General features: G+C 67.9%; 22 protein-coding genes and 2 riboswitches. Of the genes, 9 read left to right on the top strand and 13 right to left on the bottom strand.

The window, feature by feature from the left end:
- Position 1 precedes the first annotated feature (1 nt).
- Positions 2 to 889, bottom strand: coding sequence for a cytochrome c oxidase subunit II (gene coxB, locus EV560_RS32150; protein WP_131859948.1), 888 nt, complete (start codon positions 887 to 889; stop codon positions 2 to 4).
- A gap of 316 nt (positions 890 to 1,205) precedes the next feature.
- On the opposite strand from coxB, the gene EV560_RS32155 reads away from it, so the two are divergent.
- From EV560_RS32155 to EV560_RS32185, 7 genes are all read left to right on the top strand, one after another.
- Complete coding sequence (locus tag EV560_RS32155) at positions 1,206 to 1,712, top strand: invasion associated locus B family protein (protein WP_131859949.1); 507 nt, start codon at positions 1,206 to 1,208, stop codon at positions 1,710 to 1,712.
- Positions 1,709 to 2,329 carry a hypothetical protein gene (locus EV560_RS32160; protein WP_131859950.1) on the top strand — a complete coding sequence of 207 codons (621 nt, stop codon included), beginning with the start codon at positions 1,709 to 1,711 and terminating at the stop codon, positions 2,327 to 2,329. The genes EV560_RS32155 and EV560_RS32160 overlap by 4 nt, the downstream gene beginning before the upstream one ends.
- A gap of 113 nt (positions 2,330 to 2,442) precedes the next feature.
- Positions 2,443 to 2,542, top strand: a riboswitch (glycine riboswitch).
- 4 nt (positions 2,543 to 2,546) lie between these two features.
- Positions 2,547 to 2,643, top strand: a riboswitch (glycine riboswitch).
- A 59-nt stretch (positions 2,644 to 2,702) separates the two neighbouring features.
- Positions 2,703 to 3,860, top strand: coding sequence for a glycine cleavage system aminomethyltransferase GcvT (gcvT, locus tag EV560_RS32165; protein WP_131859951.1), 1,158 nt, complete (start codon positions 2,703 to 2,705; stop codon positions 3,858 to 3,860).
- 30 nt (positions 3,861 to 3,890) lie between these two features.
- The gene (gene gcvH / locus EV560_RS32170; RefSeq protein ID WP_131859952.1) at positions 3,891 to 4,265 is read left to right on the top strand and encodes a glycine cleavage system protein GcvH; all 375 of its coding nucleotides are present in this window, start codon (positions 3,891 to 3,893) and stop codon (positions 4,263 to 4,265) included.
- 70 nt (positions 4,266 to 4,335) lie between these two features.
- Entirely contained in the window at positions 4,336 to 5,676 is a 1,341-nt protein-coding gene (gene gcvPA / locus EV560_RS32175; protein ID WP_131859953.1) for an aminomethyl-transferring glycine dehydrogenase subunit GcvPA, read from the top strand.
- The gene (gene gcvPB, locus EV560_RS32180; RefSeq protein ID WP_131859954.1) at positions 5,676 to 7,250 is read left to right on the top strand and encodes an aminomethyl-transferring glycine dehydrogenase subunit GcvPB; all 1,575 of its coding nucleotides are present in this window, start codon (positions 5,676 to 5,678) and stop codon (positions 7,248 to 7,250) included. The genes gcvPA and gcvPB overlap by 1 nt, the downstream gene beginning before the upstream one ends.
- A gap of 112 nt (positions 7,251 to 7,362) precedes the next feature.
- Complete coding sequence (locus tag EV560_RS32185) at positions 7,363 to 8,628, top strand: L,D-transpeptidase family protein (RefSeq protein WP_131859955.1); 1,266 nt, start codon at positions 7,363 to 7,365, stop codon at positions 8,626 to 8,628.
- Positions 8,629 to 8,726: 98 nt separating this feature from the next.
- Here the strand turns inward: EV560_RS32185 and EV560_RS32190 are convergent, their stop codons facing one another.
- Positions 8,727 to 9,590 (bottom strand): NAD(P)H-binding protein, encoded by an 864-nt coding sequence (locus EV560_RS32190; RefSeq protein WP_131859956.1) that lies wholly within the window; start codon positions 9,588 to 9,590, stop codon positions 8,727 to 8,729.
- 206 nt (positions 9,591 to 9,796) lie between these two features.
- Between EV560_RS32190 and EV560_RS32195 the strand changes: the two genes are divergently transcribed.
- A complete protein-coding gene (locus EV560_RS32195) occupies positions 9,797 to 10,753 on the top strand; it encodes a LysR family transcriptional regulator (RefSeq protein ID WP_131859957.1) in 957 nt (318 codons plus the stop codon).
- A 17-nt stretch (positions 10,754 to 10,770) separates the two neighbouring features.
- Here EV560_RS32195 and EV560_RS32200 read toward each other — a convergent pair whose 3' ends face one another.
- The 10 genes from EV560_RS32200 to EV560_RS32245 form a co-directional block, all read right to left on the bottom strand.
- Entirely contained in the window at positions 10,771 to 11,253 is a 483-nt protein-coding gene (locus EV560_RS32200) for a F0F1 ATP synthase subunit B family protein (protein WP_207908174.1), read from the bottom strand.
- An 11-nt stretch (positions 11,254 to 11,264) separates the two neighbouring features.
- Positions 11,265 to 11,819: a F0F1 ATP synthase subunit B gene (locus EV560_RS32205; protein ID WP_131859959.1), complete on the bottom strand. Its 555-nt coding sequence runs from the start codon at positions 11,817 to 11,819 to the stop codon at positions 11,265 to 11,267.
- A gap of 79 nt (positions 11,820 to 11,898) precedes the next feature.
- Positions 11,899 to 12,126 carry a F0F1 ATP synthase subunit C gene (locus EV560_RS32210; RefSeq protein WP_114830240.1) on the bottom strand — a complete coding sequence of 76 codons (228 nt, stop codon included), beginning with the start codon at positions 12,124 to 12,126 and terminating at the stop codon, positions 11,899 to 11,901.
- Positions 12,127 to 12,192: 66 nt separating this feature from the next.
- Positions 12,193 to 12,939 carry a F0F1 ATP synthase subunit A gene (locus EV560_RS32215; RefSeq protein ID WP_131859960.1) on the bottom strand — a complete coding sequence of 249 codons (747 nt, stop codon included), beginning with the start codon at positions 12,937 to 12,939 and terminating at the stop codon, positions 12,193 to 12,195.
- A gap of 51 nt (positions 12,940 to 12,990) precedes the next feature.
- On the bottom strand, positions 12,991 to 13,368 hold the full coding sequence (locus EV560_RS32220) for an AtpZ/AtpI family protein (protein WP_131859961.1): 378 nt from the start codon (positions 13,366 to 13,368) through the stop codon (positions 12,991 to 12,993).
- Between the two features lie 205 nt (positions 13,369 to 13,573).
- A complete protein-coding gene (locus tag EV560_RS32225) occupies positions 13,574 to 17,029 on the bottom strand; it encodes an AAA family ATPase (RefSeq protein WP_131859962.1) in 3,456 nt (1,151 codons plus the stop codon).
- A 138-nt stretch (positions 17,030 to 17,167) separates the two neighbouring features.
- Positions 17,168 to 17,791 (bottom strand): DsbA family protein, encoded by a 624-nt coding sequence (locus EV560_RS32230; RefSeq protein WP_131859963.1) that lies wholly within the window; start codon positions 17,789 to 17,791, stop codon positions 17,168 to 17,170.
- Between the two features lie 150 nt (positions 17,792 to 17,941).
- The gene (locus EV560_RS32235) at positions 17,942 to 18,421 is read right to left on the bottom strand and encodes a DUF721 domain-containing protein (protein WP_131859964.1); all 480 of its coding nucleotides are present in this window, start codon (positions 18,419 to 18,421) and stop codon (positions 17,942 to 17,944) included.
- Between the two features lie 45 nt (positions 18,422 to 18,466).
- Positions 18,467 to 19,027 (bottom strand): GNAT family N-acetyltransferase, encoded by a 561-nt coding sequence (locus EV560_RS32240; RefSeq protein WP_131859965.1) that lies wholly within the window; start codon positions 19,025 to 19,027, stop codon positions 18,467 to 18,469.
- Positions 19,024 to 19,641: a demethoxyubiquinone hydroxylase family protein gene (locus EV560_RS32245; RefSeq protein ID WP_131860100.1), complete on the bottom strand. Its 618-nt coding sequence runs from the start codon at positions 19,639 to 19,641 to the stop codon at positions 19,024 to 19,026. The genes EV560_RS32240 and EV560_RS32245 overlap by 4 nt, the downstream gene beginning before the upstream one ends.
- Before the next feature lie 72 nt (positions 19,642 to 19,713).
- On the opposite strand from EV560_RS32245, the gene mutY reads away from it, so the two are divergent.
- Entirely contained in the window at positions 19,714 to 20,802 is a 1,089-nt protein-coding gene (gene mutY, locus EV560_RS32250; protein WP_131859966.1) for an A/G-specific adenine glycosylase, read from the top strand.
- On the opposite strand, the gene EV560_RS32255 is transcribed toward mutY, so the two are convergent.
- Entirely contained in the window at positions 20,777 to 21,961 is a 1,185-nt protein-coding gene (locus EV560_RS32255; protein ID WP_131860101.1) for a site-specific DNA-methyltransferase, read from the bottom strand. The two genes, mutY and EV560_RS32255, sit on opposite strands and share 26 nt — an antisense overlap.
- Between the last annotated feature and the right edge of the window lie 104 nt (positions 21,962 to 22,065).

The raw sequence follows: 22,065 nt of genomic DNA on the forward strand, positions 1-22,065 counted from the left end.
TTCACTGCGCCGAGGCGGCGACCTTGTTGGTCGCATCGCCCGCATTGGCGAATTTCTGCTTCGATTCGGCGAGCCAGGCGGCGTAGCGCTCGGCGCTCACGACACGGAACGCGATCGGCATGAAAGCGTGGTTCTGGCCGCAGATGAACGAGCACTGGCCATAGTAGATGCCCTCGCGCTCGGCCTTGAACCAGGTCTCGTTCAGGCGGCCCGGGATCGCGTCGATCTTGATGCCGAAGGACGGGACGGTGAACTTGTGGATCACGTCGGCGCCGGTGACCTGGATGCGCACGATCTTGCCGACCGGGACCACGGCCTCGTTGTCGACGGCGAGCAGGCGCGGCGCCTCGGCGGCGGCGATCTTGTTGCTCGAGATCGCCTCGGCGCGCTGCTTCTCGTCGAGCATCAGCGAATCGAAGCCGAAGGCGGCGCCGCCATCCTGCGGGTACTCGTAGGACCAGTACCACTGCTTGCCGGTCACCTTCACGGTGAGATCGGCCTGCGGGATCTCGAGCTGGAGCTTGAGCAGGCGGAAGGAGGGAATGGCGATGACGACGAGGATGAGGACCGGGATCACCGTCCAGGCCACTTCGAGCAGCGCGTGATGCGTGGTCTTCGAGGGGACCGGGTTGGCCTTCTCGTTGAACTTCCAGGCCACGTAGATCAGCAGGCCCAGCACGAAGAGCGAGATGATGAAGATGATGACGTTCAGCCAGTCATGGAACCAGTGGATGTACTCCATGACCGGGGTCGCGGCGCCCTGCAGGTTGATCTGCCAGTCGCTCGGCATGCCGGTTCCGGCAAACGCGCTTTCGGGAAGGAGCGATGCCGCGCCGACGGCAAGGGCCGCAGCGGCCACGGTTGCAAGGGTCCTGCTCAGAAATCGCATCGGTCCGACATAGCTCCTGTGACACCCGTCGTGACCGTCGTCCTTCTTCAACCGACGGCCACGCGCGACGAGGCGCGGCCTTTCGGCCTGCCTCGTTGTTCGGCATTGCGATAAATCAAAGATCACGCCAACGCCAGAGGGGCAATGCGAGCCTTCCGCGCATGCCGTGCGGCATAATCGCGCGAGGCCTTGCGCCCGCGCGAATGTATCCACAGGCGGCTATCGCCTTGACAGGACAAGGCCTGCATGGTCCCAACGCAGGCGTGCTTGGGGGCATGTGTCCGGCGCTGATTGCCGGTTTGGAGGATTCGCGGGGATGGGCAAGATCATCCGACCAGTCGTCGCGGCTGTGCTGGCGGTCGCGGGCGCCTGTCTGGCTTCCGGAGCCTTCGCGCAAGGCGCGGTGAAGGCGACCCATGGCGACTGGCAGCTGCGCTGCGAGGTGCCGCCCGGTGCGAAGACCGAGCAATGCGCGCTGGTGCAGAATGTCGCGGCCGAGGACCGGCCGAACCTCACCTTGCTGGTCATCGTGCTGAAGACGGCCGATCAGAAGAGCAGGCTCCTGCGCGTGGTCGCGCCGCTCGGGGTGCTGCTGCCCTCGGGCCTCGGCCTCAAGATCGACGACAAGGATATCGGCCGCGCCGGCTTCGTGCGCTGCCTGACGACCGGCTGCGTCGCCGAGGTGGTGATGGACGACACCCTGATGAACCAGCTCAAGGGCGGCAAAAACGCCACATTCATCGTATTCCAAACCCCGGAAGAGGGCGTAGGCATTCCCGTCTCGCTGTCCGGCTTCGGTCCCGGCGTGGAGAGCTTGCCGTGAATGACGTGACGACCCGCCGGCCCTACCTGCTGGCCGCTTCCTTGCTCTGCCTCGCCCTTGCCGGTTGTGGTTCCTCGAGCTCCTCCTCCGGAGAGCCGAGCGGATTGCAGAGGACGATGAACGTCCTGATGTTCCAGTCGACCTCGGCTCCGGCGCCCGACCAATTGCCGAAGGATGACGATCAGGATCAGGATTTCGTCTGCCCACAGGTGATCGTCGCCGATGGCGGCGCCGCGATCCGCGCCCAGTCCGGTACCGATAGCGCGAGCCTGCGTCACCAGATCTCGATCCTCAATGTCGCGCGCGAATGCACGCCGACCGGCCCCGGCGGCGGCTTCCGTCTCAAGGTCGGCGTCGAGGGCCGCGTCCTGCTCGGCCCGGCCGGCGGCGCCGGCGCCTATTCGGCGACGCTCAACACCCAGGTCCTGCGCGGCGACACCGTCGTCGCCCGGCGCTCGGGCCGCGTCGGCGGCACGCTCGCGGCCGGCCAGGGCGGTACTGACTTCACCCATGTCGAGGACGACATCGTCGTGCCACCGGGGCGTGGCGATGTCGAGATCATCGTCGGCCTCGGGCAGGGCGGCGCCGCGACGCCCGCGCGCTCGCGCCGGCGCTGATGGTTCGGCGCTGGCGCGTCAGCGCTGGCGCAAAACGAGCGGCGATTGCCGTGAACTAAGGCGGCAGCCCGGTTGACTGGGCTCCCGTCTCTTGTATCTGTGCTCACAGCCGCATCATCCCCGCGGGAGAGACCGGGGCCGGACTTGTCCGGGCCCGGCGCCGAAGGCGCAACCGCCCCGGAAACGCTCAGGCAAAAGGACCGCGTGGGAATTGGCGCTCTGGAAAGCGGCGGGCTCATAAGGCTCGCCCACCGACGGGTGTAACCCGCCTGGCTTCGGCCGGGTGGGGAAATCTCTCAGGTCCCGAGACAGAGGGGGCGCGCTCCGGACGATCGTCGTCCGGGGTCTGCGCTCGATTCTGGAAGGGGATACCATGGCAGCCGAGGCAGCCGAAGCTGATGCCGCAAGCGCGGAAGCGCTGCTGAAGACCCCGCTACATTCCCGTCACGTCGCGCTCGGCGCCCGCATGGTGCCCTTCGCCGGCTACGACATGCCGGTGCAATATCCGAGCGGCATCCTGACCGAGCATAACTGGACGCGCGAGAAGGCCGGGCTCTTTGACGTCTCGCATATGGGCCAGGCCTTCCTGATCGGCTCCGATCACGAGACCACGGCGCGTGCGCTCGAGGCATTGATTCCCGCCGACATCGTCAACCTCGCGCCAGGCAAGCAGCGCTATTCGCAGCTTCTCGACGAGGAGGGCGGTATCCTCGACGACCTGATGGTGACGCGCTCGCTCGATCCCGAGGAAGACGGCGCGCTCCTGCTCGTCGTCAACGCCGCCTGCAAGATTGCCGACTACGCCCATATCGAGGCGCGGCTGCCGGCCAATGTGAAGCTGATCAAGGCCGAGCATCGCGGCCTCATCGCCCTTCAGGGCCCGGCCGCGGCCGAGGCGCTCGCCGTTCTCGCGCCCGAAGCCGCCGAGATGGGTTTCATGACCGCGCGCACCATGAAGGTCGGTGGCGTGAAGGCCAATCTCAGCCGCTCCGGCTATACCGGCGAGGACGGCTACGAGATTTCGGCCGCCGCGTCCAGGATCGGCGAGATCTGGGACGCGCTGCTGCTCGATTCCCGGGTCAAGCCGATCGGCCTCGGCGCCCGCGATTCGCTGCGGCTGGAGGCGGGCTTGTGCCTCTACGGCCACGATATCGACACCACGACCTCGCCGGTCGAGGCGGCGCTGACCTGGTCGATCCAGAAGCGCCGGCGGGAGGAGGGCGGTTTCCCCGGAGCCGCCCGCATCCAGCGCGAGCTCACCGACGGCGTCTCCCGCGTCCGTGTCGGCCTGCTGCCGGAGGGCCGCGCTCCGGCCCGCGAGGGCGCCGAGATCGCGACGCCCGAAGGCGAGATTGTCGGCAAGGTCACCTCCGGCGGCTTCGGCCCCACGCTGAATGCCCCTTGCGCCATGGGCTATGTCGCCAAGGCCCATTCCACGCCGGGCACGAAGCTTGACCTGATCGTGCGCGGCAAGCCGCTGCCGGCGACCGTCGCGCCGATGCCGTTCGTGCCCAATCGCTACAAGCGCTGATCCCTTATCCTTCCCTTCCGGAGAGAGACCATGTCCGAGACCCGTTACACCAAGGACCACGAGTACATCCGCATCGAAGGCGATACCGGCACGGTCGGCATCTCCGACTACGCCCAGGGCCAGCTCGGCGACGTCGTCTTCGTCGAGCTGCCGTCGATCGGCAAGGCTCTGAGCAAGGGCGGCGAGGCCGCGGTGGTCGAGAGCGTCAAGGCGGCCTCCGAGGTCTATGCCCCGGTCTCGGGCGAGGTCGTCGCCGTCAATAACGAGCTCGAGGCGGCGCCCGGCACCGTCAACGAGGATCCGGCCGGCAAGGGCTGGTTCCTCAAGATCAAGCTCACGGATGCCGCCGAGCTCGACGGCCTGATGAGCGAGGCCGAGTACCAGGATTACGTGAAGTCGCTCTGAGACGACGAAGACGCTGGTTCACGCGATGCTCGGGCCAGGCCCCGGGCATGACGCCATTCAAGGAAATCCGATGCGCTATTTGCCCCTGACCGACACCGACCGCGAGGATATGCTCGCGCGCATCGGCGTCTCCGGCGTCGACGAGCTGTTCAGCGACGTCCCCGCCGGCAAGCTGCTGACCGAGCCGCTCGACCTGCCGCGCGCCAAGGGCGAGCTCGAGGTCGAGCGCATCATGGGCCGCATGGCGGCGAAGAACGTCGCGGCCACCTCGGTGCCGTTCTTCGTCGGCGCCGGCGCCTATAAGCACCATGTCCCGGCGACGGTCGATCACCTGATCCAGCGCTCGGAATTCCTGACCAGCTACACGCCCTACCAGCCCGAGATCGCGCAGGGCACGCTGCAATATCTCTTCGAGTTCCAGACCCAGGTGTCGGCGCTGACCGGCATGGAGGTCGCCAACGCCTCGATGTATGACGGCTCGACCGGCACGGCCGAGGCGGTGCTGATGGCGCATCGCGTCACCCGGCGCCGTAAGGCCGTGCTCTCCGGCGGCCTGCACCCGCATTACACCCAGGTCGTCGAGACCCTCTCGGAAATGGCCAATGACGAGGTCGTGGCCTTGCCCGCCGACGTCAAGGCCAGCGAGGACATCCTTGCGCAGATCGACGACAGCGTGTCCTGCGTCGTCGTCCAGTCGCCCGACGTCTTCGGCAACCTGCGCGATCTCGCGCCGATCGCCGAGAAGGCCCATGCCCATGGCGCGCTTCTGATCGCGGTCTTCACCGAGGTCGTCTCGCTCGGCGCGGTGACGCCGCCCGGAGCGCAGGGCGCCGATATCGTCGTCGGCGAGGGCCAGTCGATCGGCAACGCGCTGAATTTCGGCGGCCCCTATGTCGGGCTCTTCGCCGCCAAGTCGAAATATGTCCGCCAGATGCCGGGCCGGCTCTGCGGCGAGACGGTCGATGCCGACGGCCAGCGCGGCTTCGTGCTGACGCTCTCGACCCGCGAGCAGCATATCCGCCGCGACAAGGCGACGTCGAACATCTGCACCAATTCCGGCCTCTGCGTGCTGGCCTTCACCATCCACATGACGCTGCTCGGCCAGGCGGGGCTCTCCCGCCTCGCCGAGGTCAACCACGCCAACGCGGTCCAACTCGCCGATGCGCTCGCCGGCGTGAAGGGCGTCGAAATCCTCAACGAGAGCTTCTTCAACGAGTTCACCATCAAGCTGCCGAAACCGGCTGCTGCGGTGGTCGAGGCGCTCGCCGAGAAGGGCGTCCTCGCCGGCGTGCCGGCCTCGCGCCTGATGCCAGGCGCCGGGCTCGACGATCTCCTGATCGTCGCCAATACCGAGATCAACACGGATGATGACCGGGCGGCCTTCGTCAAGGCGCTCGCGGAGGTGCTGTGATGCTGAACCGTCAGGGACGTCCCACCCAGGCCGGCGACGCCGCCGCCGAGCGCCACGAGACCTTCACCGGCAACCGCGCGCTCCAGCAGATCGAGCCGCTGATCTTCGAGATCGGTCATCATGAGACGACCGGCGTCGATATCGACAAGCCGGCCCCGTTCAAGAGTCGCCTCGGCAAGCATGCGCGCAAGGGCGAGATCGGCCTGCCCGGCCTCTCCGAGCCGGAGGCGATGCGCCATTACGTGCGCCTGAGCCAGAAGAATTACGGCATCGATACCGGGCTCTTCCCGCTCGGCTCCTGCACGATGAAGCACAATGCTCGCCTCAACGAGAAGATGGCGCGCCTGCCGGGCTTCTCCGACGTGCATCCGCTCCAGCCGCTCTCGACCGTGCCCGGCGCGCTCGATGTCATGCTCGAGCTCGCCCGCTACCTGATGACGCTAACCGGCATGCCGGCCGTGGCGCTCAGCCCCAAGGCCGGCGCCCATGGCGAGGCCTGCGGCATGATGGCGATCAAGGCCGCCATCGAAGCCAAGGGCGAGGCCGCGACCCGCAATGTCGTGCTCGTGCCTGAATCGGCCCATGGCACCAACCCGGCGACGGCGGCGCTGATCGGCTTCAGCGTGAAGGCGGTCCCGGCCCGGCCCGACGGCACGGTCGCGGTCGAGGACGTCAAGGCGCTGCTCGGCCCCGAGGTCGCGGCGATCATGCTGACCAACCCGAATACCTGCGGCATCTTCGAGCCGCAGATCGTCGAGATCGCCGCGGCGATGCACGAGGCCGGCGCCTATTTCTACTGCGACGGCGCCAATTTCAACGCGATCGTCGGCAAGGCCCGCCCGGGCGATCTCGGCGTCGACGCCATGCATATCAACCTGCACAAGACCTTCTCGACTCCGCATGGCGGTGGCGGCCCCGGCGCCGGCCCGGTCGTGCTCTCCGAGCGGCTGGCGCCCTTCGCGCCCGTGCCCTTCATCCATGTCGAGAACGGCAAGTCCCGTCTCGTCGAGCACAAGGCCGAGGCGCCGGAGGGCAACGACCCGTTCGGCCGCATGACCGCCTTCCACGGCCAGATGGGCATGTATGTCCGTGCGCTCGCCTATATGCTGAGCCACGGCTCCGACGGCATGAAGCAGGCCTCGGAAGACGCCGTGCTCAATGCCAACTACATCCGCGCCGGCCTCGCCGACCTGATGTCGCTGCCCTTCCCGGACCATCCCTCGATGCACGAGGCCTTGTTCGACGACGAGTGGCTCAAGGGCACGGGGGTCTCGACGCTCGACTTCGCCAAGGCGATGATCGACGAGGGCTACCATCCGATGACGGTCTATTTCCCGCTCGTCGTCCACGGCGCCATGCTGATCGAGCCGACCGAGTCGGAATCGAAGGCTTCGCTCGATCTCTTCATCGCCACGCTGCGCGATCTCGCGATCGCGGCGAAGGGCAATGACAAGACGCGCTTCACGGCCGCCCCGCACCACGCTCCGATCCGCCGCCTCGACGAGACGCGCGCGGCCCGCCAGCCGGTGCTGAAATGGGAAAAACCGCAGCCGGTGGCCAAGGCCGCGGAATAGGCTTTCAAGGCGACGGGGAAGCGTTAGCACTTTTCCGCGTCGCCTTAAGCCTTCCTTGACTCTGTGCGCGGAATGTTCTCGTGGCGCTATCTCGCGCCTCGGGATCAGTTGCATGTCGCGTACCCGTTTTCCGCGCTCTGCCACAGCCGCCATCATGTTCGTGCTGATGGCGGGCGGCGCGTGGGCGCAGGAGCCGAGCTACGGCCCCAATACCTATGACCGCACGCTCGAGGCGCTGATCGCGCACGAGGATATCGCCAGCCGCGGCGGCTGGCCGAAAGTGCCGGGCAGCGTCACCGCGCTGAAGCCCGATTCGCAGGGACCCGACGTCGCCATCCTCAAGCAGCGGCTGATGCAGAGCGGCGACCTGTCGCCGGCGTCGCTGCCGGGCGAGGTCTATGACGAAGCGCTGGTCGCGGCCGTGAAGCGCTTCCAGGCGCGCCACGGGCTGTCCGAGCTCGGCACCGTCGGCCGCCTGACGCTGAAGGCCATGAACGTTCCGGTCGAGGTCCGGCTCAACCAGCTCACCGCGACGCTGGAGCGGCTGAAGGGCAATGGCTTCAATTTCGCCGAGCGCTATGTCGTCGTGAATATTCCCGGCGCCAGCGTCGAGGCCGTCGAGAACGGCGTCGTCCAGCGCAAGCATCTTGCCGTGGTCGGCCGGCCGGACCGGCCCTCGCCGGTGCTCCAGGCCAATATCACCTCGGTCAACCTCAACCCGTACTGGACGGTGCCGATGTCGATCGTGAAGGCCGACATCATCCCGCATATGCGCAAGGAGCCGGACTTCATCGCCAAGTCGAACATGAAGCTGCTCGGCGCCGAGAACAAGGAGATCGATCCCGCCACGGTGAAATGGGCGAGCCTGACCAACCCCTATTTCTATGTGCGGCAGGAGCCCGGCGCGACGAACTCGCTCGGCCAGCTCAAGATCGACATGCCCAATACCGAGGCGGTCTATATGCACGACACGCCGAAGAAGACGCTGTTCCGCAACGATGTCCGCTTCAACTCCTCCGGCTGCGCCCGTATCGAGGGCGTGCGCGATCTCGCCGCCTGGCTGCTCGAGGGCACGGAGTGGACGCTGCCGGCGCTCGAGGCCGAGATCGCCAAGAACGAGCGCAAGGACATCAAGCTGAAGAAGACGGTGCCGGTCGCCTGGGTCTATCTCACGGGCTGGCAGGGCGCCGATGGGCTCGTCCAGTTCCGTGAGGATATTTACGGGCTCGACACGCCGCAGGGCATCGTCACCTCCACCATCCAGCCGCGCAAGCCGAAGCCGAAGGCTGCGGCTGCCGAGCCGGTGGTGATGCCGGCCGCGAAGGTCGAGCCGAGGCCCGTGCCGCGCCCGGCCGTGACCGCGACGGCGGCGAACTAGAGCATTTTCGAGCGAAGTGGCTACCGGTTCGCGTGAAGAAAATGCGATAAAACAAAAGCCTAGAGTATTTTCGCGATTCGAAGAAACGCGGAAATGCTCTAGGCATTCACGCCGGCAACCAGCTCCGCGATCACGTCAGCCGTGCCGGTCTGCCCCTTGATGGCCTTGCCATCCGGGAAGTCGATCCAGCCCTCGTTGAAGCCGTCGAGCATCCGGATGCGGGGCTGCGGGTTCTTCATGCCCTGCGAGCGGAACAGCGCCTCCCAGCTTTCGCGCGGCACCGGGACGGCGCGCACCGCCCGCCCCAGCGCGCTGCTGAAGGCCGCCGCGAGATCGTCAGGCGAGACGCGGGCAGGGCCCTCCAGCTCGACGACACGAATGCCGCTCCAGTCTTCCTGGATGAGTTTCGCCGCGGCCTGTCCGACATCGCACGCCGCGACCATCGGGAAGCCCTTGTCCAGCGGCAGCAGGAAGCTCTGGATCAGGCCTGTCTCGCGCGCCGAGGCCACGTCCCAGGCGGCGTTGTCGATGAACCAGGCCGGCCGGAGGAGCGTCAGCGGCATTGATAGCTCGCGAAGCGCGGCTTCCATCAGCGCGCGCTGGGACAGCAGGTTGTCCTGGACGGCATCGGCTCCGATGGTCGACAGGCAGAGCACCTTGGCCGGCCTGGCCGCCTTGAGCGCCGTAACCACGCTGTCGATCGCTGCGCGCGCCTCGGGATAGCCGGGTTCCGGGTCGAATTCCGGCGGCGGCAGGATGAACACGGCGGTCGCGCCGGCCAAAGCGGCCGTCAGAGCCGCTGCATCCTCCATCTCGGCAAGGGCGACCTCGCAGCCCAGCGCCGCCCAGTCCCCGCCCTTGGCAGCGTCGCGCACGATGGCGCGGACCGACTTTCCGGCGGCGAGCAGGCTGCGGGCGAGCTCGCCGCCCACTTTGCCGGTGATGCCCGTGATGGCGTACATGATCGCTCTCCTTTCGGCCGCATCGGGCATGGATCAGCCAGCCCGGAGCGCGTTGCTCCACGGCTGACCTGCCAGCAGCGGGTTGTTTCGATGGTCGGCTGGCCGCTTTCGGCGGCGAGGCGTGCCGCCTGTATAGCGGGCGGCCATTATTGCCGTGAGTGCGATTAGATCATAGGATTGGTGATCCAGAGTCACCGGAGCGGGCGATGGCCTTCGATGGACGGGTAGTCTCCAATGTCGGCGTCCTGGCTGCGGTCGTCGAAGGCGGCAGCTTTGCCCGCGCGGCCGATGCGCTCGGACTGTCCCGCTCGGGCGTGAGCCGGGCGGTTTCGCGCCTCGAGGCGCGGGTCGGCGTGCGGCTGCTGGACAGGACGACGCGGGCGGTGGCGCTGACCGACGAGGGGCGCCGGCTCTATTCCGAGGTCGCGCCCTTGCTGAGCGGGATCGAGGACGCGGTGACGATCACCTCCGGCTCCTCGGTCGCGGTGCGCGGCCGGCTGCGGGTCAATGTCGACGCGTTCTTTTCGCGGCTGCTGTTCACGCCGCATGTCGCCGAGTTCCTGGCGCTCTATCCCGATCTGTCGCTGGAACTGGTCGCGCGCGATCAGCTCGGGGATCTGGTGGGGGAGGGCTTCGATATCGCCATGCGTTTCGGCACGCCGCCGGTCTCGTCCCTGGTCGGCCGCAAGCTCCTGGAGACGCGTACGGTCACGGTTGCCTCGCCCGCCTATATCGAGGCGCACGGGGCCCCGACGACCCCGGCCGAGCTCGCCGGGCATTCCTGCATCCTCGTTCGCGATTCCCTGACAGGCCAGCCGATCGAGGACTGGCAGTTCCGCCGGGGCAACGAGACGGTCCAGGTCCGGACGAAGGGGCGGCTGATGGTGGCCGAGTTCGGCACGATGCTCGGCGCCTGCCTACAGGGTGTCGGCATCGCCCGGGTGAAGGCAATCGGCGTGCAGCCCCTCATCGAGCAGGGTGCGCTGGTCGAGCTGCTGGGCGATTGGCTCGGTGACAGCTTCCCGCTTTATGCGCTCTATCCATCCGGCCACCTGCCTGCGGCCAAGATCCGCGCCTTCATCGATTTCGTGCAGGCGCGCCTGGTGCGGAGCGATCGCGCAAATGAAAACGCCGCGATCCTGGGGACCGCGGCGTCATTCTGATCAAGCCTGGTTGAGGCTCAGTTCAGCTTGTTCTTGACCTCGTTGAGGCCCTCGGCGAACAGCGTCTCGCCGGCCTTGCCCGACATCTGGCCGCGCAGGATCGTCTCGGCAGCGCGGGTCGCGGCCTCGGCGGCCGCGGCGCGGACCTCGGCTTCGGCCTGAACCTCGGCCTGGGCGATCTTGTCTTCCGCCGACTTGGTGCGGCGGGCGACGAAATCGGCCAGCTTGGCCTCGGAATCGCGCGCAGTGCGCTCGGCTTCCTCGCGGGCGGCGTTGACGATCGTCTCGGCCTCGGCCTCGGCAGCCTTCCGCTTGGCCTCATAGGCGGCCAGGATGGCGGCAGCCTCCTCGCGCAGGCGACGGGCCTCGGCGAGTTCCGCCGCGATCAGCTCGCCGCGCTTGTCGAGGGCGCCGGTGACTGCCTTGGCGGCGCCCATATAGATCGCGATGCCGACGAAGATCGCCGTAGCGATCATCACCCAGAATTCGGGGTTGGTCACACTGAACATGCTCAGCCCTCGATGCTGGTCTTGACCGCGTCCTCGACGGCGGCCGGAGACGGCGCGGCGCCGGTGAGCTTGGCCACGATCGACGCGGCAGCGTCGGCGGCGATGGCCGAGACATTGCCCATGGCGCTGGTCTTCATCGCCACGATCTTGCGCTCGGCATCGACGAGCTTGGCCGAGAGATCGGCCTCGACCGCCTTGCGGCGGGCGTCGCTCTTGGCGTTGACGGCGTCACGCGCTTCCTGCGCGATCGCCTGGGACTTCGCCCGGGCCTCGGCAAGGGACTTCTCATAGGCCGCGACGGCCTCCTCGGCCTTCGCCTTCATGGCGGCGGCCTCGTTCAGATCACCGCCGATGCGCGAGGCGCGGTCGGCCAGGATCGCGCCAAGCCGCGGCACGATGATCTTGGCGGCGAGGTAGTAGAGGACGCCGAAGGTGATCGCCAGCCAGATCAGCTGGGACGCGAAGGTCTCGCTCTGGAACGGCGGGAAGGCGCCGCCATGAGCTTCACCGCCATGGGCGACGGTGCCGGTCGTGGTCGTGGCTGGCGTCGAAGCCATCGCTGAACCTCATCCGGCGCTGCGAGCCCGTCAGAATGGGCCGCAGCGCAGTTTCGGGAATGGACTCTTTATAACCGTATCAGACGGCGAAGAGCAGCAGCAGCGCGATCAGCAGCGAGAAGATGCCGAGCGCTTCCGTCAGGGCGAAGCCGAGCAGCAGCGTGCCGCGCTGGCCTTCGGCCGCCGACGGGTTGCGCAGGGCGCCCGAGAGGAACTGGCCGAACAGGTTGCCGAGGCCGATGCCCGCGCCGGCCATGCCAAGGCAGGCGAGACCAGCGCCGATGTACTTGGCAGCGATCGGATCCATGGGAAAACTCCTTGAGAGGTTTGGCTTGGTTGGAAGGGTGAAGGGGATACTACCTGGCCGCTGGTCTCAGTGGCCGGGATGCAGGGCGTCGTGCAGATAGATGCAGGTCAACACGGCGAAGACATAGGCCTGCAGCACGGCGACGAGGAATTCGAGCGCGGTCAGCGCGATCGTCAGAGCCAGGGGCAGCGGCGAAAGGATGGCCCAGCCGCCGGCGAAGAGCAGCGTGGCGATGAAGCCGGCGAAAATCTTCAGCGCGATATGGCCGGCGAGCATGTTGGCGAAGAGACGGACCGACAGGCTGATCGGGCGCGACACGAAGGAGATGATCTCGATCGGCACCAGGATGATCAGCATCAGCGGATGCACACCCGACGGCACGAACAGGCCGAAGAAATGGGCGCCGTGCTTGTAGATGCCGTAGATGATGACGGTGAAGATCACCAGCGCGGCGAGCGCGGCGGTGACGATCAGGTGGCTCGTCACGGTGAACGCGCCCGGCACCATGCCGAGCAGGTTGCAGAACAGCACGAACATGAACAGCGAGAAGACCAGCGGCAGGAATTTCATCCCGTCATGGCCGGCTGAATCTCTCACCGTATTCGCGACAAATTCGTAGCCCATCTCTGCCAGCGACTGGATTCGCCCGGGGATGAGGGAGCGGCTGCGCGTGCCATAGACGAAGAGCAGGATGATCAGCCCGACCGCGATCATCATGAACAGCGCGGAATTGGTGAAGGCGATCTCGCTCTTGCCGATCGTGCCGAGCTTGATGAGCGGCTTGATCTCGAATTGTTCGATCGGACTGGCCATCTTCCGCCTTCAGCTCCGCTGTTTCACCCGGCCTCGGCGAGGCGCGGGTCGCTACTTGGCGCCCGACTTATCGTCAGTGCGGGATTTCATCAACCCCGCCGCACGCGCGACATTGAAAAAACCCGCGCATGTGCCCAAAAGCAGCAGCACGATCATGCCCCAGGGCCGCGTTCCGGCCCAGCGATCCAGCGCCCAGCCGGCTCCGCCGCCCACGATGATGCCGGCTATGAATTCCGTGGATAGCCGGAAGGCCTGGCCGATCCCGGACATTTGGGGCTTTTGCTTATCCGCATTGTGGACGGTGCCCTTGCGGGCCTCGACATCGCGAAGCTTGCTGTCGAGCGAGCCCAGCCGGCGCAACAAATCCGCGTCGCCCGCCGCGTTCGGCTTGCGCTCGCCAGGACCATTGCTGCTGTCGTCTTGCGCCATGTGCCGGATACGACCTCGCGGATTCGGGAGAGCCTGACCGGGACGATATGCGCAGTATAAGCTTGTCCCCGCCCCGGAAAAAGCGCGCGGACCATAGGAACCGCACCGGCTTCTGTCAAGCAAGGTGGTCGCGCTTAATATCCTGATCGGATTAGCTTTTTCGCGTTCTAATCGGGTGTGTCGGCACGGTCGCGACGCGCGTGGTTCAGACGGCCTCGCGAATGCGCTCCGCCGTCGCGAGGTCGACCGATACCATCTGGCTGACGCCGCGCTCGGCCATGGTCACGCCGAAGAGCCGGTCCATCCGCGCCATCGTGATCGGGTTGTGGGTGATGATGATGAAACGCGTCTGCGTGTTGCGCGACATCTCGACCAGGAGGTCGCAATAGCGCTCGACATTGGCATCGTCGAGCGGCGCGTCGACCTCGTCGAGCACGCAGATCGGCGAGGGGTTGGTCAGGAACACCGCGAAGATCAGCGCGGTTGCGGTCAGCGCCTGCTCGCCACCGGAGAGCAGCGACATCACCTGCGGCTTTTTGCCCGGGGGGCGCGCGAAGATTTCCAAGCCGGCTTCGAGCGGGTCATCCGAATCGACCAGCTTCAATTCGGCGATGCCGCCGCCGAACAGGATGCCGAACAGGCGCTGGAAATGCCCGTCGACCACCTCGAAGGCGGCGAGCAGCCGCTCGCGCCCCTCGCGGTTGAGCGCGCCGATCGCCTGGCGTAGCCGGCGGATCGCCTCGGTCAGGTCGTCGCGCTCGCCGCTCAGCCCCTCGCGCTTGGACTTCACATCGGTCAGCTCGTCTTCGGCGCGCAGGTTGACCGCGCCGAGCCGTTCGCGCTCGGCCTTGAGCCCGGCGAGGCGGCGCTCGACTTCGGCAGGATCGGGCAGGGCATCGCCGGGTTTCAGGCTGGTCAGTTCCTGCAAGCCGGCGAGGCTGGTCTCAAGCCCGTCCTCGATCTGCCGCGCCACGTCGCTGACGCGCTGGCGTGCCGCCTCCAGCCTTACCTCGGCCGAGGCGCGGATTTCGCGCGCGCCGGAGAGAGCCTCCAGCGCGGCGCGAGCCTGCCGATCGGACTCGGCCAAAGCCGTCTCGCCGGCGGCGAGCCTGTCCGCCGCCTGCTTGCGGGCGGCTTCGGCCATCTCGATCTCGGCCACCAGCCGGCGGCGCTCGACGAGAAACGTGTCGGGCGCTTCCGCGAGCGACGTCTGCTCGGTTTCGGCCGTCTCGATGCGGCGCCTGGTCTCCTCGGCGGTTTGCCGGCTCGTTTCGGCGCGCTCGCGCCAGGCCTTGATATCGGCGGCGATGGCCTGGCGGCGGCGGCTCCGCAGCTCCGCCTCGCGCGCCAGCGTCTGGACGCGGGCGCGGGCGTCGGAGGCGACGGCACGCTGCTCGCCGAGCGTGACGCGGGCCTGCAGGAGGGCGCTTTCCAGCTCGGTCGCGGGGGCGAGCGCGCCAAGCCCTTCCTCGGCGCTCGCGACTTGTGCGCCGGCTTCCACGATCGACTGGCCGAGCCGCGTGATCGCTTCGCTCAAGGTTGCGCGGCGGGCCGCGATCTCACCGGCCTTGCGTTCGGCCGCCGCGAGACGCTCACGCGTCTGGTCGAGTTCGCGCCGGGCGAGGCGGGCGGCATCGAGCGCCATGGTTTCTGCCTGCGCACCGCTCCTGGCGGCCTGCGTCGCGGCGTCGAGCTCGTCCCGCGCCGCTTCTGCGGCCTCGCGCGCGGCCTGCGCCTCGCGTTCGAGATCGCCGAGCCGGTTCTTTTCGGCGAGGCGGCGCGCAGCCGGGGAGGGCGCTTCGGCCGCGCTGGTGAAGCCGTCCCAGCGCCAGATATCGCCCTCGCGCGAGACGAGCCGCTGGCCGGGCTTCAGCAAGCCGCGCAGCCTCTGCCCATCCTCGCGCGCGACCACGCCGATCTGCGCCAGCCTGCGCTTCAGCGCTGCCGGCGCGCGCGCATGGCGCGCCAGGGCCTCGGCGCCCTCGGGGAGGGCGGGATCGTCGCCGCCCTCGCCGGTATCGAGCCAATGGCTCGGCGCGGCCGGATCCGAGGCGGCATCGAGGTCGTCGCCGAGCGCTGCGCCGAGGGCCGTCTCAAAGCCCTTGGCGACGGCGATCGCTTCGAGCACCGCTGGCCAGCGATCCCCGGCTGCCGGTGCCAGCAGCTTCTGCAAGGTGCGGATCTCGGTTTCGAGCCGCTGCGCCTTGCGGTCGGCCTCGGCGAGCGGAGTGCGAAGGCGCGCCTCGGTCTCGCGAGCCGCGGCCAAGCCCGCCCGCGCCGCGCTCGCCGATGCATCGGCGTCGCGCATCGTGGTCTCGGCCTGGGTGAGCCCGGTCCGCAGCGCCTCCAGCGGCGCGACGGCATTATTGGCGTCGAGCGCAGCCTGGTCGCGCAGCAGCCGCTCGCGTTCGGCGACATGGCGCGCCTCGCGCTCCCTCGCCTCGCGGAGAGCCCGCTCCAGTGCTCCGCGCCGGGCGCCGAGCTCGGATAGCTGCGCCTGGACAGTGGCATGCGCAGCCTCCGCCGCAGCCAGTGCCTCCTCGGCCTGTGCCAGGGCCGTCGTCGCATCGCCGTCGGAACTGGCGGCCATCCCGGCTTCGCGGGCCAGCCCCTCATCCTCTTGCGACAGTTTTGCCAGGCTCTCGCCCGCATCGCCGACGACGCTGTTCTGGCGGGCGAGATCGCTCTGCAATTCCGCCAGCCGCCGGGCAAGCTCCTCGCTGCGCTGCTTGGCCCGGCGGTTCTCGGCCTCCAGCTCGTCGAGCCCGCGCTTCAACCGCACCAGGGCGGCGGCGGCCGCGGCCTCGCCCTCGCGCAGCGGCGGCAGCTCATGGGCCGCGATGGCCTGTTTCCGCGCCGCTTCCGCCTGGATGCCGGTCTGGTCGGCGACGCTGCGCACGGCCGCCTCCAGAGCCCGCTCCGCCTGCGCCTCCTGCTCGCGAGCCTCGCGATGCGCGATCAGCGCCAGCGTCGCTTCGGCCCGGCGGATATCGGCGGCGAGGCTGCGATAGCGCCCGGCCTGCCGCGCCTGCCGCTGCAGGGCGTCGATCTGCCCGTCGATCTCGCCGAGCACGTCCTCGAGCCGGGTGAGATTGTCCTCCGCGCCCCGCAGCCGGAGTTCGGCCTCGTGGCGGCGGCTATGCAGGCCGGCAATGCCGGCAGCGTCCTCGAGAATGCGCCGGCGCGATTGTGGCTTGGCGGCGATGAGCTCGCTGATCTGCCCCTGCCGCACCAGGGCCGGAGAGCGCGCGCCGGTCGCGGCATCGGCGAAGAGCAGCTGCACGTCGCGGGCGCGCACCTCCTTGCCGTTGACGCGATAGGTCGAGCCTTCCTCGCGCTCGATCCGCCGGGTGACCTCGAGGATGTCGGTGTCGTTGAAGGCGGCGGGTGCCTTGCGGTCGGCATTGTCGAGGGTGAGCGCGACCTCCGCCATGTTGCGGCCGGGCCGCTCGGCCGAACCGGAAAAGATGACGTCGTCCATGCCGGAGGCGCGCATGTTCTTGAACGAGCTTTCGCCCATCACCCAGCGCAGCGCTTCGACGAGATTGGACTTGCCGCAGCCATTCGGCCCGACGACGCCGGTCAACCCCGGTTCGATCAGGAATTCCGACGGCTCGACGAAGGTCTTGAAACCGGTGAGCTTGAGGCGCGTCAGATGCATCGACGCACCTTCTCTTCTCCCCTCGGGGGAGAAGCTGCCCTCGAAGGTGACGGATGAGGGACGGCTCCCGTGCCCTCAGCCATCCTTCCCTCGATCGTCAGCGCCGTGCGCTGGGAGAGGGGAACAAGTCGTGCTTGATCAGCCCGCGACGAGCGGCTCGAGGATCTTGTCGAATTCCGCGATCGACAGCGCACCTGAACGCTTCTGCCCGTTGATGAAGAAAGTCGGCGTCGAGTCGACGCCAGCCTTGGCCCCACGATCCTTCACTGCTGTGACGGCGTCATAGATATCCTGCCGTTTCAAGCAGGCTTCAAATGATTCCTGTGTGAAACCGGCCTGTTTCACCATGGCCGACAGCGCATCGACCGGTTTCTCGGTGAAAGCCCAGTTGCGCTGCTGTGCGAACAGCAGATCGGTCATCGCGTAATATTTGTCGTTGCCGTTGCAGCGCGCCAGCATGAAGCCAGCCGTCGCCAGCGGATCGAGCGGGAATTCACGCAGCGTGAAGCGGATCTTGCCGGTGTCGATATACTTCGCTTTCAGCGCCGGCCAAGTGTCCTTGTGGAAGGCGGCGCAATGGCTGCAGGTCATCGAGGCGTACTCGATCACGGTGACCTTGGCGTTCTCGCTGCCGAGCCAGACATCGCCGAGCGGACCGGCGACGGTGAGTTCCGAGGACTGCGCCTGGGCGGCCCGCGAGCCCAGCATCGCGGCGGCTGCGATCCCGGCCGCGCCGGTCAGAAGCTGTCGCCTGTTCGTCATCGTGCAAGTTCCTCAAACGGGTCGATATTTGGTGGCCGGACCATAGAGGCCAACAGGATTGTGGCAAGATCGCATCGCGACAAAACCATGGCTTCTCACGAAGCCGTGTCATCCCGACCGTATCATCTTAGCCGTGTCATCCCGGCCGCGTCATCCCGGCGCCGGCTTGCGGGCGACGGCCTGGCCGAGCCGCTCCAGCGCCGCCCTGAGCTCGGGATCCTCGACATGCGCGACCTGTCGCGCGACGCGGGCGATGACGGCTGGATCCGGCGGCGCGGCGACAGGCTTTGGCGCGGGCGCCTCGACCGGCCCCTGCTTCAGCACGAGCTTGCCGACGGCACGCCAGCCGAGATGCGTGTTGACCCGCTCCAGCACGAGCGGCGCGAGCTGCTGCATCTCCAGCGCGAAGGCGCCCTCGACCCGCACCACCATCACCGCCGGCTCGGACATCTCGCCCGGGGCCGGGCGCCGTCGTGGCCAGTCGATCTTCAGGGGCCGGGAACGCGACGCCAGCCGCTCGCCGACGATCTCGGGCCAGAGCGCAACGATGGCGCGGCCGGCAAAGCCCTGCGCGGCGAGCGCGGGGGCGAGGCAGTCATCGATCAGGTCGGCGAGGGGTTTGGCGGACATGCGCCATTTTGCGCTGCGAGGCCGGGCCGGGCAAGCTCGGCCGGATCACCGGGTTCCCCTTTGGGCGCGCCATTCCGCCGCGGTGATCTCCCACATCTCCGCCGGGTGCTCTCCCGAGACGAAACTGTGGATATGGGTTCCGATCATCCGCATGCCGCTACGCTCGGAGATGCGGCGCGAGGCGATGTTCTCCACCGCCTTCGGCGCGCGCAGCACGTCCCGGCCCAGCACGTCGAACCAGAAATCGGTGACGGCGGCGGCGGCCTCGCTCATCAGCCCCTGGCCCTGCCAGTCCGGCGCGATCCAGAAGCCGCGGTTATTATTCTCTCGCGCCATCAGGCTGATCACGCCAATCAACCTCTCCGGCTCGCTTTTCGGGCGCAGGCTCCAATGCCATTCCTCGCCGCGCGCCATGCCGGGGAGCGCGACATCGCGCAGGAAGCTTTCGGCGCCATCATGCGGATAGGGCCAGGGCACATGGCCGGCGAGAAAGCGCACGATCTCCCATTGCGGGAAGGTCGCCTGGATTGCCGGCGCGTCGTCGAGCGTCAGCGGCCGCAGCATCAGCCTCCTGGTTTCGAGTGTTGTGATGGTGCTCGCAATCATGCCCGCGCCTCCCGCAACGCACGCGCCATGCGCGAGGAATCGCCCCAGGTCGACAGCCAGATCAGGATTTCGGTCACGATCGCAATGGCGCGCTGCATCGCTGACTGGAGGGGGCGCTTCGGCTTGCCGTCAAGCTCGGCTTCGGCGTGACGGAGATGCGCGAGTTCCTCCTCGCGAATGCCGGCGATGACGGCATGGAGACCGGCGTCCCTGCCTTTCAGGAAATGGAGCTGCTCGTCGAGATGGCGGTGGACGGTCTCCTCCACCGCTGCCGTGCAGATCCAGATGACCTGCCTCCCCATCAGTGCCGTCGTCACGCCGAGCAGCGAGCCGCCGAGGCTCCAGAGCTGCATGATCCGACAGGGGCGCGAGTCACGTGCCGGCATGGCGGCGTGAAACTTGCCGCAATGGTCGATCTCGTCCTGCAGCATCTGCCGGAGAGCGGGCACCATGTCCGGCCAGAGCCGGCGGGCGATTGCGATCTGGGCCGAGTAGATGCGGATCGCGCCATATTCGCCGGCGTGGTTCACCCGCACGATCCGCTTGATCGTCAGCGCGTCGCGTGGACTGGGCCGTTCCGGCGCGGTACCGGCAATCCACTCCTGCGCCGCCATCTCCAGTCCCGCCATGCCCGGGCCGTCACGCAGGGTGCTTGCGGCCGGGCACGGGCACGCTAAACCGGGCGGATGAGCCTCGCAACGCAACCGCAGCCGGCCAGGGCGGCCGATCTCCTGGCCTGGTACGACCGCCATCGCCGCGTCCTGCCCTGGCGCGCGCTGCCGGGCGAGCAGCCCGACCCCTATCGCGTCTGGGTCTCGGAGATCATGCTGCAGCAGACCACGATCGCGGCGGTAAAGCCGTTCTTCGAGCGCTTCATGCAGCGCTTTCCGACCGTCGAGGCGCTCGCCGCCGCGCCGTCCGACGATGTCATGCAGGCTTGGGCCGGTCTCGGCTACTATTCGCGGGCGCGCAATCTCCATGCCTGCGCCAAGGCGGTGGCGGAGCACCATCGCGGCCGCTTCCCCGATACCGAAGACGGCCTGCGCGAGCTGCCCGGCATCGGCGCCTACACGGCCGGGGCCGTCGCCGCGATCGCCTTCGACCGGCCCGCCGTCGCTGTCGACGGCAATGTCGAGCGGGTGATGACACGTCTCTTTGCCATCGACGAGCCGCTGCCCGGATCCAAGCCGCTGATTCGCGAAAGGGTGCTGGCGCTGCTGCCGCCGGCCCGGCCGGGCGATTTCGCCCAGGCGCTGATGGATCTGGGCGCGACGATCTGCACGCCGCGCTCTCCCGCCTGCGGCCTTTGCCCCTGGCGCGACCCTTGCGAGGCCAGGGCTGCGGGCACGCAGGAGACCTATCCGCACAAGACGCCGAAGAAAGCGGGCAAGACCCGCTATGGCGCGGCCTTCGTGCTGATGCGCGAGGATGGTGCGGTTCTCGTGCGAACCCGGCCGGCCAGGGGCCTGCTCGGCGGCATGGTCGAGGTACCTACCAGTGAGTGGAGCGCCGGCTACAAGGCCGAGGATGCCCTGCGCGACGCGCCGGTCACCGCGCAATGGCGCCGGCTGCTGGTGCCGTTGCGCCATGTCTTCACGCATTTCCCACTGGAGCTCGCGGTCCTCGTGGCGCGGACGCCGCTGGATACGCTTGCCCCGGACGGCATGCGCTTCACGCCCTTCGCGCGGCTGCGCGAGGAGGCTTTTCCGAATGTCTTCCTGAAGGCGCTCGAGGCGGGGCTGGAGGCGCTCAGGTCGTCGCCATCTGCGCCCTGATCTCGCCGCGCAGGGTGTCGAGCAGGGTGAGGCCGCCCTTGCGCTCGACGTGCCAGAAGGTCCAGCCATTGCAGGCCGGCAGGCCCTGCGCCAGCGCGCCGACCTTGTGGATCGAGCCCACCGCGGGGCCGAGCGCCAGAGTGCCGTCGGCCCGGATCGTCGCCTTGTGGCGGCGCCTGTCGTCGACCACGATCTCGCCCGCCTTGACCAGCCCGGCCTCGACCAGGCTCAGGAAGGGCACGCGCGGCTCGCTGCGCTTCGACGGCGCGGCTGCAAAGGCTTCCGGCGGCAGCGGCTTGATCGCGGCGATGCGCTTTCGTGCCGCCTCGGCATAGGGCGTCTCGCGCTCGATGCCGATGAAATGGCGGCCGAGCGCCTTGGCGACGGCGCCGGTCGTGCCCGTGCCGAAGAACGGGTCGAGGATCACGTCGCCGGGATTGCTGGCCGAGAGCATGACGCGGGCGAGCAGGGCCTCGGGCTTCTGGGTCGGATGGACCTTGGCTCCGTCCGAATCCTTCAGCCGCTCCTCGCCGGTGCAAAGCGGCAGGTACCAGTCCGAGCGCATCTGCAGGTCGTCATTGCCGCCCTTCAGCGCCTCGTAATGAAAGGTGTATTTCGAGCTTTCGCCGCGCGCCGCCCAGATCAGCGTCTCATGCGCATTGGTGAAGCGCCGCCCGCGGAAATTCGGCATGGGATTGGCCTTGCGCCAGACGATGTCGTTCAGCACCCAGAAGCCCAGGTCCTGCAAGGTCGCGCCGACCCGGAAGATGTTGTGATAGGAGCCGATCACCCAGAGCGTGCCGTCGGGCTTCAGCACGCGCCGGCAGGCGAGCAGCCAGGCGCGGGTGAAGGCGTCATATTCGGCGAAGGAGGCGAACTGGTCCCAATGATCGTCGACCGCGTCGACGAGGCTGTCGTCGGGCCGCCGCAGATCGCCGCCGAGTTGGAGGTTATAGGGCGGGTCGGCGAAGACGACGTCGACGCTCGCGGCCGGGAGCCGCTCGATGGCGGCGACACAGTCGCCGACGAGGACCTGGTCCAGCGGAAGTTCGGAGGGAAGGTTTGGAACCTTCATCCGGGATTCCAGCGCTGGCCGTCCGGTACGCGAGACTTGGATCCGGACGGCGGCGCTGGCGGTCCCGGTACGCGAGATACCCATGACGCCAAGACCGTTACGCAACTTCAACGGTCGTGATCTTGGCTGGGTCAGGGTAAAAGCCGGGTTTCCCCGTTGAAAAAAATGCGTCCCGTTTTGGGGCTGCA

Origin of the sequence: Allobosea sp. BK604, assembly GCF_004341515.1 — a bacterium.
Taxonomy (GTDB): domain Bacteria; phylum Pseudomonadota; class Alphaproteobacteria; order Rhizobiales; family Beijerinckiaceae; genus Allobosea.